This window comes from Plantibacter sp. lyk4-40-MEA-4 (genome assembly GCF_030209415.1).
Lineage (GTDB): Bacteria > Actinomycetota > Actinomycetes > Actinomycetales > Microbacteriaceae > Plantibacter > Plantibacter flavus_A.
The window spans coordinates 625,885-641,047 of sequence record NZ_JARVSA010000002.1 but is presented as its reverse complement, the minus strand read 5'-3'; the positions used below and the strand labels follow the sequence as shown (position 1 = coordinate 641,047).

At 71.3% G+C, this 15,163-nt stretch carries 13 protein-coding genes; 10 read left to right on the top strand and 3 right to left on the bottom strand.

The window, feature by feature from the left end; genetic code table 11:
- Positions 1-165: 165 nt before the first annotated feature.
- From QRN44_RS05050 to QRN44_RS05025, 6 genes are all read left to right on the top strand, one after another.
- Positions 166-1,083, top strand: coding sequence for a DUF817 domain-containing protein (locus QRN44_RS05050; protein WP_285038445.1), 918 nt, complete (start codon positions 166-168; stop codon positions 1,081-1,083).
- A 168-nt stretch (positions 1,084-1,251) separates the two neighbouring features.
- Positions 1,252-2,973 carry a sensor histidine kinase gene (locus QRN44_RS05045; protein WP_285038444.1) on the top strand — a complete coding sequence of 574 codons (1,722 nt, stop codon included), beginning with the start codon at positions 1,252-1,254 and terminating at the stop codon, positions 2,971-2,973.
- Positions 2,974-3,025: 52 nt separating this feature from the next.
- A complete protein-coding gene (gene clpS, locus QRN44_RS05040) occupies positions 3,026-3,310 on the top strand; it encodes an ATP-dependent Clp protease adapter ClpS (RefSeq protein ID WP_056009029.1) in 285 nt (94 codons plus the stop codon).
- Complete coding sequence (locus QRN44_RS05035; protein WP_285038443.1) at positions 3,307-3,876, top strand: DUF2017 family protein; 570 nt, start codon at positions 3,307-3,309, stop codon at positions 3,874-3,876. The genes clpS and QRN44_RS05035 overlap by 4 nt, the downstream gene beginning before the upstream one ends.
- A 52-nt stretch (positions 3,877-3,928) precedes the next feature.
- The gene (locus tag QRN44_RS05030) at positions 3,929-5,134 is read left to right on the top strand and encodes a glycosyltransferase (protein ID WP_285038442.1); all 1,206 of its coding nucleotides are present in this window, start codon (positions 3,929-3,931) and stop codon (positions 5,132-5,134) included.
- Positions 5,135-5,143: 9 nt separating this feature from the next.
- Positions 5,144-6,607 (top strand): MGDG synthase family glycosyltransferase, encoded by a 1,464-nt coding sequence (locus QRN44_RS05025; protein WP_175117126.1) that lies wholly within the window; start codon positions 5,144-5,146, stop codon positions 6,605-6,607.
- A 10-nt stretch (positions 6,608-6,617) separates the two neighbouring features.
- Here the strand turns inward: QRN44_RS05025 and QRN44_RS05020 are convergent, their stop codons facing one another.
- Positions 6,618-8,876 (bottom strand): beta-glucosidase family protein, encoded by a 2,259-nt coding sequence (locus QRN44_RS05020; RefSeq protein ID WP_285038441.1) that lies wholly within the window; start codon positions 8,874-8,876, stop codon positions 6,618-6,620.
- Between the two features lie 106 nt (positions 8,877-8,982).
- On the opposite strand from QRN44_RS05020, the gene QRN44_RS05015 reads away from it, so the two are divergent.
- Both QRN44_RS05015 and QRN44_RS05010 read left to right on the top strand, forming a co-directional pair.
- Positions 8,983-9,651, top strand: coding sequence for an ABC transporter ATP-binding protein (locus QRN44_RS05015; RefSeq protein ID WP_285038440.1), 669 nt, complete (start codon positions 8,983-8,985; stop codon positions 9,649-9,651).
- Entirely contained in the window at positions 9,648-11,390 is a 1,743-nt protein-coding gene (locus QRN44_RS05010) for a hypothetical protein (RefSeq protein WP_285038439.1), read from the top strand. Before QRN44_RS05015 ends, QRN44_RS05010 begins: the two co-directional genes overlap by 4 nt.
- A 110-nt stretch (positions 11,391-11,500) precedes the next feature.
- On the opposite strand, the gene QRN44_RS05005 is transcribed toward QRN44_RS05010, so the two are convergent.
- The gene (locus QRN44_RS05005) at positions 11,501-12,502 is read right to left on the bottom strand and encodes an ABC transporter substrate-binding protein (RefSeq protein ID WP_197977379.1); all 1,002 of its coding nucleotides are present in this window, start codon (positions 12,500-12,502) and stop codon (positions 11,501-11,503) included.
- 291 nt (positions 12,503-12,793) lie between these two features.
- Here QRN44_RS05005 and QRN44_RS05000 point away from each other — a divergent pair, with 291 nt between their 5' ends.
- Together QRN44_RS05000 and QRN44_RS04995 are read left to right on the top strand one after the other, a co-directional pair.
- Positions 12,794-13,357, top strand: coding sequence for a hypothetical protein (locus QRN44_RS05000; RefSeq protein WP_285038438.1), 564 nt, complete (start codon positions 12,794-12,796; stop codon positions 13,355-13,357).
- Positions 13,348-14,211 carry a hypothetical protein gene (locus QRN44_RS04995; protein ID WP_285038437.1) on the top strand — a complete coding sequence of 288 codons (864 nt, stop codon included), beginning with the start codon at positions 13,348-13,350 and terminating at the stop codon, positions 14,209-14,211. Before QRN44_RS05000 ends, QRN44_RS04995 begins: the two co-directional genes overlap by 10 nt.
- A 148-nt stretch (positions 14,212-14,359) precedes the next feature.
- Here the strand turns inward: QRN44_RS04995 and QRN44_RS04990 are convergent, their stop codons facing one another.
- Positions 14,360-15,163, bottom strand: a complete 804-nt coding sequence (locus tag QRN44_RS04990; RefSeq protein WP_121291525.1) for an ABC transporter ATP-binding protein — start codon at positions 15,161-15,163, stop codon at positions 14,360-14,362.

Below are 15,163 nucleotides of genomic sequence, written 5' to 3'. Positions count from 1 at the left end.
ACCGGCCGCTCAATCGCCGGCATCGTCGACAGTCCGGACGGGCGTTGCAGGAGTCATGTGCGTCAGGCGGCGTTCCAGAGGCGCTCGATGCGCGACGTCGCAGCCCGCGTCGGGGTGGTCCCGACGTCCCAGGTGCGGCGCCGAGTGTGCCCGTATGCTGGCCCGATGTCCGAGCCGCCCACCCCCGCAGACGGAGCGGGTCGCGACGCACGCCGGGCGGACCAGCACGAACTGACCGCGGTCGAGCGCTGGATCGACGACCGGGCCAACCGGCTCCTGCGCAACGCCCCCGACGGTGGTGCGCGGGCGAAAGCCGTCGAGTTCCTCGTCTTCGGGGCGAAACAGGCGTGGGCGTGCATCTTCGGCGCAGCGATGCTCACCGTGATCGTCGCCGCCCGCCTCTGGTACCCCGACGACGTCTGGCTCGCCCGGAACGACGCGCTCGTCGTCGCTGCGATCGTCATCCAGGTGGTCATGATCGTCACCAGGCTCGAGACCGGTCGCGAACTCTGGGTGATCGTCCTGTTCCACATCGTCGGGACGGGTATGGAGCTGTTCAAGACCGGGATCGGGTCGTGGGAGTACGACGGCGGCGGGGTCCTGCACCTCGGCTCCGTACCGTTGTACACCGGGTTCATGTACGCGGCCGTCGGGTCGTACATGGTCCGCGTGTACCGGCTCTTCGACCTCCGGTTCGACCGCTATCCACGGGTGTGGCTCACGACGATCATCGCCGCCTGCATCTACGTCAACTTCTTCAGCCAGCACTACGTCGTCGATCTGCGATGGGTGCTGCTCGCTGCCGTCCTCCTCGTGTTCGCACGGACGATGATGCACTTCCGCGTGTTCCGTCGGACGCACCGCATGCCCGTGCTGCTGGCGTTCCTGCTCGTGGCCTGCTTCATCTGGATCGCGGAGAACATCGGGACGATCACGGGCGCCTGGCTGTACCCGAATCAGGAGGACGGCTGGCAGCTCGTCCCGCTCACCAAGCTGGTGTCATGGTTCCTCCTCATGATGATCTCGGTGGTGATGGTCACCTGGGTGTACCCGCCCAAGCGGCCCGATCATGTGCCGACCTGAGCCGCCTGCTGTCAACGGTTTCGGAGCGCGGTCCACACACCGGGTAGGGTTCGGGAGTGAGCGGCCCGAGCCCGGTGATCGCTCGTCCCCTTCCGGAGAGCAGCCATGGCCCAGCGTCAGCCCCAGGATCCACGATTCCGTGATCGTGGCGGCGCCCGGCCAGCCCCCATGCAGGCGGGTCACGTTCAAGCCGTCCCGGCCCGGCCCGCCCCGGCTCGACCTGCCGCCGCTCCACGACCCGCGTCACCGGCCGTCGGCATCTCCGTCCCGGCGGCGGCCGCCGCACCCCTCCCGCGGACGAACCACCTCTTCGCCGGTGCGCAGTTCGCGTTCATCGCCTCGATCCTGATGCTCGGGCTGTACATCGGCCTGACCTCGACCTGGACCCTGCTGGAGCCCGACTTCCTCATCGGGCTCTCCCTGACGGCCGCGGCCACGTCCCTGCTCTTCGCCGTGCCACCGTCCGGCGCGCTCCGTGGCCTGCTCGTGCTGGTGCCGACCATCGACATCCTCGCCGTCGGCTTCTTCCGCGACACCCTGCCGAACCTGCCGACGTCGGGTCTCCTCATCGTGATCCCGGTGCTCTGGCTCGCGGGTGGGTTCGGGGTCTCGGCCCTGCCCGTCCCGGTCTTCGGAGCGATCTTCGTCTCCCTCATCCCGGTGGCGCGCGCCGGTGCATGGCCGACGACGCCGGGCGGGTGGGGTGCGATCTGCATCCTGCCGGCCCTCGTCCTCATCATGACCGTCACCGTGCACCTGGCCGCGCGTCAGCTCCGCGCCCATGAGGGACGAGCGCGCATCGCCCTCGCCGCGGCGACGGAGGCGGCGGCCATCGCGACGACGGTCTCGGAATCCGTCGACGCCGCCGTCGCCTTCTTCCGGCCCGACGGCACGGCGGCGCTCCGCAACGCGGCGACGTACGAGCAAGCCGAATTGGCCGGGTTCGACCGGAAGACCCGCGCCGGTGTCCACGTGTACGGACCGGACCGGAAGACTCGGGTGTCGCCCGAGAAGCAGGTCATCAACCGGGCGCTGCGCGGGGAGAGCTTCCGCGGCGAACTGTATTGGATCGGCGAGCCGGGCGACCAGCGCGCCATCATCGGCAACGCGCGACCGGTGCACACCGACGACGGCGCGTTCGTGGGCACCATCACGGTCGGGCACGACGTCACCGATCTCGCCAATGCGGTGGCGCTGCGCGAAGCGTTCCTCATCGACGTCTCGCACGAGCTCCGCACCCCGTTGACGTCGATCATCGGCTACCTCGACCTCCTCACCGAGGGACATGACCTCCGGCAGCTCGGACTGGAACGCGAGGTCTCGACGATCCAGCGCAACGCGGAGCAGCTGTACGCGATCATCGGCGACCTGCTCGCGGCGGGGGACGCCGAGATGCGGGTGCGCATCGCCCTCACCGACGTCGCCGACATCGCCCGGGCGAGCGCGGCCGCGATCCTGCCGCAGGCGTCGGAGGCCGGTGTCGCCGTTCGGGCCGAGATCCCTCCCCACGTGGAACTGGAGGGCGACGGCGGCCGGCTCCGCCAGGTCCTCGACAACCTGCTGTCGAACGCGGTGAAGTACACCCCGCGGGGTGGACGGGTCGCGGTGACCGTCGCGGTGGACGGTGAGACCTGCACCGTCAACGTCGCGGACACCGGCATCGGCATCTCGCCGGACGACCAGCGGCAGCTCTTCGATCGCTTCTTCCGGGCCAGGGAGGTCCGCGACGACGCGCGGCCAGGCGTCGGACTCGGGCTGTCGATCGTGAAGTCCATCACCGAGGCGCATCATGGTTGGATCACCGTGTCCAGCCGCCCGGGCCGCGGCTCCACCTTCACCGTGACCCTGCCGCTCCGCCAGCCGCGCGCCGGCGCACCGTCCGCTTCCTGAGTCGGACCCAGGCAGGGAGGCGCTTCGGCACACATCGTGGGAGGCTTGGAGGATGGCGCAGATCCTCGACCAGCCGATCGTCGACGAGGCGACCCTCACCATGCAGCCGTGGGTCACCATCGTGTGGAACGACCCGGTGAACCTCATGTCCTATGTCTCGCTCGTGTTCCGCAGCTACTTCGGTTACACGCACGAGGAGGCGGAGCGACTCATGCTTGCCGTGCACCACGAGGGCCGCGCGGTCGTCGCGACCGGCAACCGCGAGGAGATGGAGCGCCACGTCGAGGCCATGCACGGGTACGGGCTCTGGGCCTCGCTCGCGAAGGCCGACGCATGAGCGCGTTCGTCCGTCCGCCCGTCGGACCCGTCGTGCTCCGCCTCGACGAGCAGGAGACCTCGATCCTCGAGCAACTGGCGAGCCAGCTCGTCGACATGCTCGAGGACGCGACGCGCGCCGGGCTGGCGACCGCCGTGGAGCTCGACCCCGCCATGGCGCGACTGGTGCCGGAGGGGTACCGCGACGATCCCGAGGCCGCCGCGGAGTTCCGACGCTTCACCGCCGACGACCTCGTCGGCGGCAAGGTGACCGCGGCGCGGACCGTCCTGGCGGCGCTCACCACCGACGCGTCCGATGCGGCTCAGCCGACCGAGGTCCCGGCGGGCCACGAGGACGGTGCAGCCGTGACCCTCGAGGGTGAGACGGCCTGGACCTGGCTGCGGTTCCTCAACGACACCCGGCTCACCATCGCGGCTCGACTCGGCATCGAGGAGGACGACGCGGAGCCGTTCGACCCGTCTCCGACGACGTCGGAGGACGAGCAGGATCCGCAGCTCATGATGGCGATCTACGCCTGGCTCGGGTACCTGCAGGAGTCGATCGTCGCCGTCCTCGACGAAGCCTGAGTCGCATCGCCGGACACCTCGGACCCTGGCGCCACGGGTAGCCTTGGTGACCATGCACATCCTCGTCTTCAGCGACCAGCACCCCGAGTCGTCCGGCGGGGCCCAGGTCTCGATCCGACTGCAGCGGCGCTTCCTGGAGGCCGCGGGGCACACCGTCACGGTGTGCTCACCGCGGATGCACCAGGCGCACGACGACGACCCGCACTACCTCGACACCCCCTCGATCCCCATCACACTCGACCGCGAGTACTCGATGACCGTGCCCGGCCGGCTCACCGACCGCTGGCTCGACGCACGCCTGGCCGAGCTGCCCCCGGTCGACGTCGTGCACGTGCAGGCCGACTTCTGGCAGGCGCTCACGGCCTACCGCTACGCCGAACGGCGCGGGATCCCGGCGCTCCACACCATGCACAACCGCATGGACGTCGGCATCGAGCAGACCATGCCGGCGCCGGGCCTCGTCGTCGGAGCCTTGTCCTGGTGGCAGCGCAGAGTCCTCCGGCCGCGGCTCTCGACCCTGCCCACGGGCGTCTGGTCCTACCTGCAGGAGTTCGCCAAGCGTGCTGCCGTCGTCATCGCGCCGTCGCACCACTTCGCACGCGTCCTCCGCGAGCAGGGCGTGACCGCCCACGCCGAGGTCCTGTCGACGGGCGTCGACGACGCGGTGCTCGACGAGATACTCGACGAACGCGCGACCACGCTCCACGTGCCGCACCGGCTGCCGTCGTTCGTGTGGATCGGCCGCTTCAGCCAGGAGAAGCGGCTCATGGAGTTCCTCGAGGCGGTCCGGCTCGCGGACGTCGACGCGGTGTTCCGCCTCTACGGGGCCGGACTCCTGCTCGCGAAGGCCCAGGCGTTCGTCGCCGAACACGACCTCGCCGACCACGTCGTCTTCGCCGGACGTGTCTCCTACCCCGACTCGCTGCGCGCCATCGCCGACGCCGATGCGCTGGTGCAGACGTCGATCGGGTTCGAGACGCAGGGCATGACCGTGTTCGAGGCGGCCGCACTCGGCACTCCGTCGATCATCAGCGACCCGAACATCGCGGCGGAGCTCCCCGCCGACTCGATGTGGCAGCCGACGGACGGTGGGGTCGAGGCGCTCGCCGAAGCGATCCGCCGCGCCGTCGCCGACGTCGAGGCGGGTACCGCGCCCGTCGTCGCACCGGGCCTCGCCCGCACCCTGCGCCAGTCGACGCAGACCACCCGCCTCATCGCCCTGTACGAGGCAGCCCTGGCGCCGGAGGCCGCGCGCTAGCATCGGCTCATGCGCAGGACATCGAAGCAGCAGCCCGGGCCGGACGGCGTGGAACGCGTCCTGATCCTCTCCGCCGGGGTCGGGTCCGGACACAACAGCGCCGCCGCCGCCGTGGAACAGGCGTGCGCCGGGCGTCCCGACGTCACCGAGGTCGAGGTCCTGGACGTCCTGCAGGCGAGTACCTCCCTGTACCGCGACGTCCTCGGCAAGGGGTACTTCGTGCTCGTCGAGGAGACGCCCTGGCTCGTGGAGTGGGGCTACGACCTCAGCGACGCACCGTTTCGTCGTCGCGGTCCGCTCGACCCCTGGACGCGGGCGAACGCGATGCCGGTGGTGAGCGCGATCAAACGCTTCAGGCCCACGGCGATCATCTGCACCCACTTCCTCCCGGCCCAGTTGCTGGCCTCCCTCATCCTGCGAGGCGCCGTCGACGCCAGGACCGCGGTCGTCACCACGGACTACGACTTCCAGGGGCTGTGGCTGACGAGCGCCTTCCACGCGCTCTTCCTCGCGCGGGAGGAGGGACGGGTCCAGCTGACGGCCCTGGGGCTCCCGCCCGACCGGGTCGTGGCTTCGGGGATCCCCATCGCCGCCCAGCCGAGCCGCCCGGCCGAGCGCGACCCGGCGGCACCCCCCATGTTGCTCATCTCGGCCGGAGCGTCCGGCGGTGACTACGCGCTCGCGGTCGTCCGACAGACACTGCACCTCCGGTCGCCGTTCACCGCGACGATCGTGTGCGGGCGGAACGAGGCGCTGCGGCGGAGCGTCGAGGACCTCATCGCGCCCGGCGACGACCGCTACACCGTGCTCGGCTTCACCGACGAGATGCCGCAGCTCCTGCGCCGAGCCGACCTGTTCATCGGCAAGCCCGGAGGACTGTCGGCGTCGGAGTGCATGGCCGCCGGTCTGCCGATGGTGCTCGTGAACCCGATCCCCGGGCAGGAGGTCCGCAACGGCGACTACCTCATGGAGCAGGGCGCTGCCGTCCGGTGCAACACCGCGACGACGATCGGGTGGAAGATCGACGGGATCCTCGGCGAGCCGGGGCGACTGGAGCGGATGCAGGCCGCAGCCCGACGGGTCGGTCGCCCCGACGCGGCTCGCGACGTCGTCGACCGGCTGCTCGATGGTCCGGCGCGACCGTTCGTCGTGACCCGGGCGGCGCAGAAGACGATCTTCGACGCGAGCGCGCGGCGGGTGGTCGCGAGCGAGCTCGTGGGTGAGTCGGCCCTCGTGCGCCTCGTCGACCCGGCGGCGTCCAGCACGGTGGCGTTGCTCCGGGCCGGTGAGCTGGACGACCTGCAGCAGCGCTACACCGGGCCGGACGGCACCCTCGTGCTGCGACGCGACGACGCCGTGCTCTCCGTCCGGCGCGACACGCAGCGTCTGCTCCGCGCCGTCCTCGGACGGGACGACGAGCTCGCCGTGCGGGTCGAGGGCCTCGCCGACCTCGAACCGGCCGGCCCGAGCTGATCGGATCGGATCAGCCGACGGTGTCCGGCAGTCTGGCTGGGTCGTCGTCGAGGTCGCTGTCGCCGGCCCGCAGCGGGACGGCCGCCGCCCAGGTCGACGGGCTGTGCTGGGCGGCCTGCAGGGCCCAGTCGCCGGCGCGGGCCGACCAGCGGCGGGTGACCGGGTCGCGTTCGAGCGTCGGTGTCGGATCGAGGACGACCCGGACGACGCGTTCCTCGCCCGCCTGCAGGGTCACCTTCCGGAACCCGAGGAGCTGGGCGACCGGTCGATCGAGCGCGGTGTCGGCGGCGTAGAGCTGGACGACGGTCGACCCCTCGCGCGGACCGGTGTTCGTCACGAGGACCTCGGCGGTCCCGCCGGTGTCGTCGAACCGGTGCCCGAGCAGGCGGTGGTCGATCGTCGTGTACCCGAGGCCGAAGCCGAACGGGAAGGCCGGCGTGTGACCCTCCTCGTCCAAGCGTCGCTGGCCCCAGCGGTCGTCGTACACGACGGCCTTCGCCTCGCGGTCGAACGGCGGCAGGTGTGCGGGATCGGTCGGGATCACGAAGGGCAGTCGCCCGCCGGGCTCGACCACACCGGTCAGGACGTCGGCGAGCGCTCGACCGCCCTCCATCCCGCCGTACCAGGCGAGGACGACGGCCGGGACGCGGTCGCGCCAGGCCTCGGTCAGGATGGCGCTCCCGCCGACGAGTACGACGACCGTGCGCGGGTTGGCTGCGGCGACGGCCAGGATGAGGCGTTCGTCCGAGGGTCGGAGGCGGAGCGAGGTGCGGTCGCCGCCGCGCACGAACCGCGACGCCAGGTGCGCGACGCCCGTGATGGCGCTGCGGAGTCGACCCGAGTCCAGGGCCGCTCCGAGGACACCGACGTCGACGCCGCCGGTGACGACCGACTCGCCCTCGTCGTGCTGGTCGAAGCCGACGACGACGACGGCCGTGTCGGCGGCCGCCGCCGCAGTGACCGCGGCCCGCATGTTCCCGGCCGGGGTGCTCGTGATCTGCGTGTCGGGGAGTGCCTCACGGAGCCCCTGCAGCGGCGAGACGGTGGTCGGCGGACGGACGCGCGACGAGCCGTGGTCGCCGAGGTTCGCCCGGTCCGCGAGACGGCCGACCACCGCGATCCGACGGGTCGTCGCCGACAGGGGGAGGAGCGGCGCGCCGTCGTCGACCGGGCGGTTGGCGAGGAGCACGATCGACTCCTCGGCGACGTGCCGGGCGAGCGCGCGGTGGGCCGAGCCGGCGACGACGTCCGCCGAGGGCTGCGGTTCGGCGCGGGTCGCGGCATGCAGGAGGGTCGTCCGCAGGATGCGCCGAGCCGAGCGCAGGACGGTCGCGTGCTCGAGGGTGCCGTCCCGCAGGGCGGCGGGCAACTCGTGCGCTCGTCGCAGGCGGAGCGGCATCTCCACGTCCATCCCGGCCTGCAGGCTGCCGACGGCGTCGTGCGTGCCGAAGACCCAGTCGCTCGTGACGAAGCCGGTGAAGCCCCACTCCTCCCGCAGCACGTCCGTGAGCAGCGGACGGTTGACGTCCATGTACTCGCCTCGCACCCGGTTGTAGGCGCTCATGACCGAGTCCGCGCCGGCGTCGATCACGGCCTTGAAGTGCGGCAGGTAGACCTCGTGCAGTGCGTGGTCGTCCACGGAGACGTCGACCTCGAACCGCTCGTCCTCCATGGAGTTGAGCGCGAAGTGCTTCACGCACGCCATCGTGTGGACGCGGACGCCGCGGGTCATGGCCGACCCCATCCGGCCGGTCAGCACCGGATCCTCGCCGTAGCACTCCTGGGCGCGGCCCCACGCGGGATGGCGGAGGAGGTTGACGCAGACGGACGCCGAGTAGTTCGCCCCGCGGATCCGCGTCTCCGCACCGATCGCCTCACCCACCTGCTCCTCGAGCACCGGGTCCCAGGTGGCCGCCCGCGCCATCGTCACTGGGAACGCGGTGGACTCGCCGATGACGACACCGCGGGCGCCGTCGCTGAACCGGATCCCCGGGATTCCGAGCCGCGGGACGGCTCCGGCCACGAACGGACGCCGGTGGAGCAGCACGGGGATCAGCGGGAGGAGTCGGCGCGGGGAGTCGCCGTCGAGCAGCCCCAGGAGTTCCGCGTCGGTCAGCCGCTCGATCAGTCGCTCGGCGCCTGCGTCGGCGTCGAGGCGTCCGGCGCGGATCTCCCGCACGACCTCGTCGTAGGCGTCGCCCTCGGGTGGTCCGCCTGCGCGGCGCTGCTTCGGCGGACGCGCGTTCCGGCGCCCGGTGACGATTCCCATGCTCTGCATTCTGCACCCTCGGCCGGCATGCTGAGCCCCGACAGCCGACCGCACGATCAGTCGCGCGGCGGAGGACACCTCGGCGGGCGCCTGCGAGGATGGGACGATGTCGGGACACGAGGGGGAGTCGGTTGCCGCGCTGCAGCCGCTGATCGAGGCGGACGGCGTCGGAGCGGTGATCGACGGGGAGACCCTGCTGGCGCCCACGGACATCCGGGTCGAGCCGGGGATGGCGCTCGCCGTCAGGGGGCGGAACGGATCGGGCAAGACGACCCTGTTGCGGATCCTCAGCGGACGGCTGCGTCCGTCGAGCGGGACGGCGACGATCGGCGGCCGGACCATCGACGACCGCGACCGCACGGTGCGTCGCTCCGTCTCAGCCCTCATCGGCACCCCGGCCTACGCGCCGGACCTGACGCTGCGCGAACACCTGCGCTACATCTCGACGACGTGGGGTGTGACCGGGCAGGCGGCGGACGACGCGGCCGACGAGCTGCTCGCGGCCCTGCGCATCGACACGCTCGCGCGCCGCTTCGCCACCGAGCTGTCTTCGGGTCAGTCGCAGCTGTTCGCCCTGGCGACGGCGCTCGTCCGGCCCTTCGACGTCCTCGTGCTCGACGAACCTGAGCAGCGCCTCGACGCCGAGCGGCGTGGCCTCGTCGCCGACCGCATCCTGCTCGCGAAGGGGCGCGGGGCGGCGATCGTCTTCGCGAGCCACGACGCCGGGCTCGTCGAACGGGTCGCGGACGAGGCGATCACGGTCGAAGCCCCGTGAGCACCGGCTCCGGGCGCATCACGCGCGACGACCGTCGGATCCTCCGCGCCGGCCGGGCGGTGCTCGCCGCGCGCGACGGGCGTCCGCGGGTCACCGATGTCGCGTTCGTCGTCTACGCCGGGCTGCTCGTCGCGCTCATCGTGGGCGCTCCGCTCGTGCGGTTCGCGGTCCTCGGACTGATCGAGCCGGATGCCGCGGGTGTCGTGGCTGCCGTCCGGCCCGGGGCGGTCGCGCTGCTCTCGGCGATCGCGACGATCGTGGTCGTGCTCGGAGGTCGGACGAGGGGAGCGGTCGTGCCGAGGCCTGCGGCGGTGCAGTTCCTCGCCGATTCGCCACTGCCGCGTCGGCTCACGCTGCGTCGTCCTTTCGTCGCCTCAGCGCTCGCGCTCTCAGGGCTCTCGGTCCTCGTGGCCGGGGTGGTCGGCTTGTCGCGACTCCTGGTGCCGGGGGAGCGGGCGACCGTCTCGGCCGGAGCGGCCGCCGACACGGCCTCGGTGATCGGCATGACCGGACCGACCGTGCCCGCCGCCGTGGTGGCGTTCGTGATCGGTGCCGTGGGGTTCTCCCTGCTCCTCGCGGTGGCGTGGCTGCTCGGTCAGCACGGTTCGCGACGGACGGTCGCCGCCGTCGTCATCGTCGCCGGTGTGGGCGGAGTGCTCGGTCTCCTCGTCCCCGGCATGCTGCTCGTCTCCCCGTGGGGTTGGCTGGGGCTCCTCTGGTCGCCGGTCGCGGGCGGTGTCGAGAGCATGGTGCTCGGTGGCGCACTCGCGACGGGGGGCTGGGCGGGGCTCTTCACCTGGGGTGGCGGCGGTGGCTGGTTCGCGTCGGTGGGGGTGCCGGTGTCCTGGTGGCCGGCGGTCGCGCTCGTCGTGCTCGGGGCGGTCTCCCTCCTGCTCGTCCCGAGGGCACTGGACGGACTGCGGAGCGGACCCCTCCTCGACCAGGCGCTGCGCTGGCAGCGGGTCGGGATGATGCTGCAGAGCGGTGACGCCTCGGGTGCCGTCGGCGGGCTGCGGGTCTCCCCGACGAGCGGTCGCCGTGTCCCGCTGCGGATGACCGGGCCGTTCTGGCTCGTCGTCCTCCGGCGGTCGATCGTCGGAGCTCGGCGGACACCCGGGCGGGTCGCCCTCGGTTCCCTCATCCTGGCGGTTTCCGGTGCGGCGGTCGGTCTGTCCTTCGGGCTCCCGGACGGTGTGCGGTGGATGCTCGCCGTCCCCGCGGCGTTCCTCGCCTACCTCGCCGTGGGCGTCTGGTGCGACGCCGTGCGGCACGGGGTGGAGAGCGCCGGGACGCCGACGCTCTACGGCCGGAGCCCGCGGTCGCTCGTCTTCGCCGGAGCCGTCGCCCCGCTGCTGGCCGCGGTCGTGATCGGTGGGGTCGGTGCCCTGCTCGGGGTGCTCGCCTCTGCGGCACCGGGCGGGATGACCCTCCTCCAGCCGCTCGGGTGGTGGCTGCTGCTCGCGGTGTGGATCGTCGTGCTCCGCACGTTCGACGCCGCGAAGGGACCACTGCCGATCCTGCTGCTCATGCCCGTCCCGACACCGTTCGGCGATGCGTCGTCGCTGAACGTCCTGCTCTGGCAGTCGGACGCCATCCTGCTGGCGCTCCTCGTCGGCGGTGGGTTGACGGCACTGGCACCGGTGGCGCCGGGTGCGGCGGTCGTCCTGCTGGTGGGAGTGCTCGTCATCGTCGCGGCGCTGGGGTTCGCGCGGTTGCTGAAGTTGTCCCGGCCGGCCTGAGCTGATGCGCTCAGCGTGAGAGCCGGAGAACAGCGCGAGAGCCGGACGGAAGACGCGATTCCGTCCGGCTCTCGCGCGGATCTCCTGCTGTGGTGCCGGTGGGCTGGACCCTACTTCGCGACCTTGGCGGCGGCCTCGGCGAGCTTCGGGACGAGCTGCTCGAGGACGACGGGGATGCTCAGCACTGACGCCGCGCTGTAGGCCTGCGTGAGCTCGTCGGCGGGGTCGAGGACGATCGCGCGACCGTCCTGCACCACGGGGAGGCTCGCGAGGAGCGGGTCGGCGGTGGTGTCCGCTGCGCTGAACCCGATCGGGAGGAGGACGGCGACGTCGGCGTCGAACGCGGACACCTGCTCGGCGGAGACCGCCGCGTAGAAGCCGGAGGCCTCGAGGTCGAGGACGGCCGGGTTCTGCTGGAAGCCGAGGTCGGCGAGGATGTCGAAGCGACCGTCACCCTCGAGGTAAGCGCCGTAGGCGTCGCCGAACTTCGTCGCGGCGACGGTGGTGAGCCCCGCGAACTCCTGGTGGAGGTCGGCGGCCTCGTTGATCGACTGCTTCGTGGCCGAGACGAGGGCGTCGCCCTCCTGGGTCTTCCCGAGCGCGGCGGCGACCTGCTCGAGCTGGACGTCCCACGGGGTCGCGAACGCGGCGGTCCCCTTGGGTGCGAAGACGGTCGGTGCGATCTCCGAGAGCCGCTCGTACTGCTTCTCGTCACCGGCGGAACGGGTGTTGAGGATGAGGTCGGGTTCGAGCGCCTGGATCTGCTCGTAGTTGACGGTGTCACCGCTGTCCTCGATGATCTCGGGGGTGACGTCGCCGAACAGGTCGGTGGCCCACGGGCCGACGGCCTTGTTGTCGGCGCCGAAGGACTGCCAGTCGTACACACCGACGGGCACCACGCCGAGGGAGAGCGCCATCTCCGCGTCGGACCAGCCGAGGGCGACGACGGTGAGGTCGCCGGCGGGCTCCGGCACGGTCACCTCACCGAACATCGTGTCGACGGTGCCGAGCGTGCCGGTGGAGGCGTCGTCGGTGGAGGACCCGGCGGTGCAGCCGGCGAGGGCGAGGCCGGCGACCGCGAGGGCGGCGACGGCGGTGAGGGTGCGGGGCATGCGGCGCATGTTCTGCTTTCCGTTGAAGACATGGGGTATGAGGTAAGCCTAAGCTTCCCAAGTCACGTCCCGGTAACGCTTGTGCTTGGGCCAGCGCGGTGCGCTGACGCGAGCGCGGGTCACTGACGCGAGCGCGCCCCTCCGGAGACCCGCGGTCACGTCCCCAGGGGTGCGCTCACATCAGCGCACCGCGCTGGCACGCGGACCAGTTTGTGCGACATATGTCCGTGTAGGCATATCTGCTCTGTGGATAACCCTGGGCCGGAGTCTGGGCGCGCTTAGCGTCGAGGGATGCCACGGACCTCGCGCTCTCGCTCGCTATCTCTATCCCCGATCGTCCTCACCGCGGGACTGCTCGCCCTCACCGCGTGCACCGGACCTGATCCTGCGCCGCCCCCGAAGAGCTCGCCGCCGGTCTTCGAAAACGAGGAACAGGCGCTGGCGGCCGTAACCGATACGTATCAGCGTTTCCAGGAGCTCTCGTTCCAGATCCTCGCCGAAGGTGGAGCGAACCCGGAACGGATCTCGACGCTGGCATCAGACGACGTCGCTCAGGTCGAGATCGACGGGTACCGCCGATCGGCAGAGCTGGGGTACACCGTCACCGGTACGCCGTCGGTGCAATCGGTCGTCCTCGACCTCTGGCTGCCACACCCGGACTCCCTCCAGATCGTGGCTCGTGCAGACGTCTGTGTCGACATCTCCAGCGTCCAGGTGCTCGATAGCGCCGGGGCGTCTGTCGTGCCAGCCGATCGCGCGACCCAGTCGCTCTGGTCAGTCGACGTCGCGTACCGAGAAGCAGATGGATCGCTCTTCGTGAGTTCCAAGCAGAAGGAGAATGACCAATGCGACTGAACGAATCTCACCGGCCGACGGTGCTCACCGGCTGGGCGATGGTTCTCGGCGTGGTCCTCGCGCTCGGCCCCGGAACGGCTGCGGTCGCTGCGCAGTGCTCGGACTTGGACCATTCCATCGGCGCTTGCATCGGCAACGGTTCGGTCGACATCGTTGGCAGTGTCGAGCAGCCTGGTTCGGGCGGCGGCGGTGGCTCCGGCGGCGGGACGGGCGGAGGGGGCGGCGGCGGTTCGGCCGAGTTGCCACCCGGGGTGACCGACGGGCCCAACGGTGAGCGGACGGTCTGCAGCCTCATGCGGCCGGACGAGTGCTACACCTTCACGCCCGGCGACCTCGGCACCGACCTGGGGGCAGCACCCGCCGCGCAGCCCGTCACGATCCGCGACGTCGCCAGCTTCGCCCCCGCCGCACCGACCGTCGCCACCGAACCCGCCGCCTGGGGTGTCCGCGGGCTCCACACGAACGTCATCGCAGGTGCTTCCGGACACACCCGCACCGGCACCCTCCTCGGTCAGGTCGCGGAGGTGAACTTCATCCCCGTCGGCTTCACCTTCGACTACGGCGACGGCGACACGACCACCACCCGGACCGGTGGATCCTCGTGGGCCGCCCTCGGGCTCGCGGAGTTCTCCAAGACCCCCACCAGCCACCGCTACACAAGCGTTGGAACGAAGACCATCACCGTGGACGTCGAGTACGCCGCCGAGTACCGCAGCGGTGACAGCGGCTGGCTCCCCGTCATCGGGACCCTGTCGATCCCGACCGAAGAACCCCACACGGTCCAGATCGTCCGCAACTCCACCGTCGGCGTCGACAAACCCTGCCGACCCGGCAAACCCGCCATCGGCTGCTGACACCGGCACCCGCCCACCACGGTGAGCGCGCCCCACCGGCGTGAGCGCACCCCTCCGGAGACCCGCGCTCACGTCACCGGGGCGCGCCCACGCCAACAAACCCGCGCTCACGCCAGCGCACCGCGCTGACGCCTCCCAGCACCACGGGTCAGTGCGCGCCCATCAGCGGGATGACGAGCGGCGTGTGCGACTCGGGGTCGTCGATGATCCGGCAGCGGAGCCCGAAGACCTCCTCGACGAGCTCGGCCGTCACGATGTCCGCCGGCGCACCCTGCGCGACCACGTGTCCGTCGCGCATCGCGATCAGGTGCGTCGCGTACCGGGCGGCCTGGTTGAGATCGTGCAGGACCGCGACGAGGGTGCGGCCACCCTCCTGGTTGAGCCGGGTGAAGAGGTCGAGCAGCTCCACCTGATGCGTGATGTCGAGGAAGGTCGTCGGCTCGTCGAGCAGCAGCAACGGCGTCTCCTGAGCAAGGGCCATCGCCACCCACACCCGCTGGCGCTGGCCGCCGGACAGTTCGTCGACGAGGCGACCGGACAGCTCGGTGACGTTCGTCGCCTCCATCGCCGCGAGCACCGCCGCTTCATCGGCCGCCGACCAGCGTCGGAGGATCGACTGGTGCGGATACCGGCCGCGCGACACGAGGTCGATCACCGAGATGCCGTCGGGCGCGATCGACGTCTGCGGCAGCAGCCCGATGCGCTTCGCGACCTCCTTCGACGGGTAGCGCGTGATCTCCTGACCGTCGAGCACGACGTGCCCCTGGGTCGGCTTCAGCAGCCGGGCGAGGGCACGCAGGAGCGTCGATTTGCCACAGGCGTTCGGCCCGACGATGACCGTGAACGAGTCGTCGGGGATCGCGATGTCCAGCTCGTGGATGATGGTCCGCTGGTCGTAGCCGACGCGGAGGCCCGTCCCGGCGAGTCTGGTGGTGGGGCTGTCGGTCTTCAT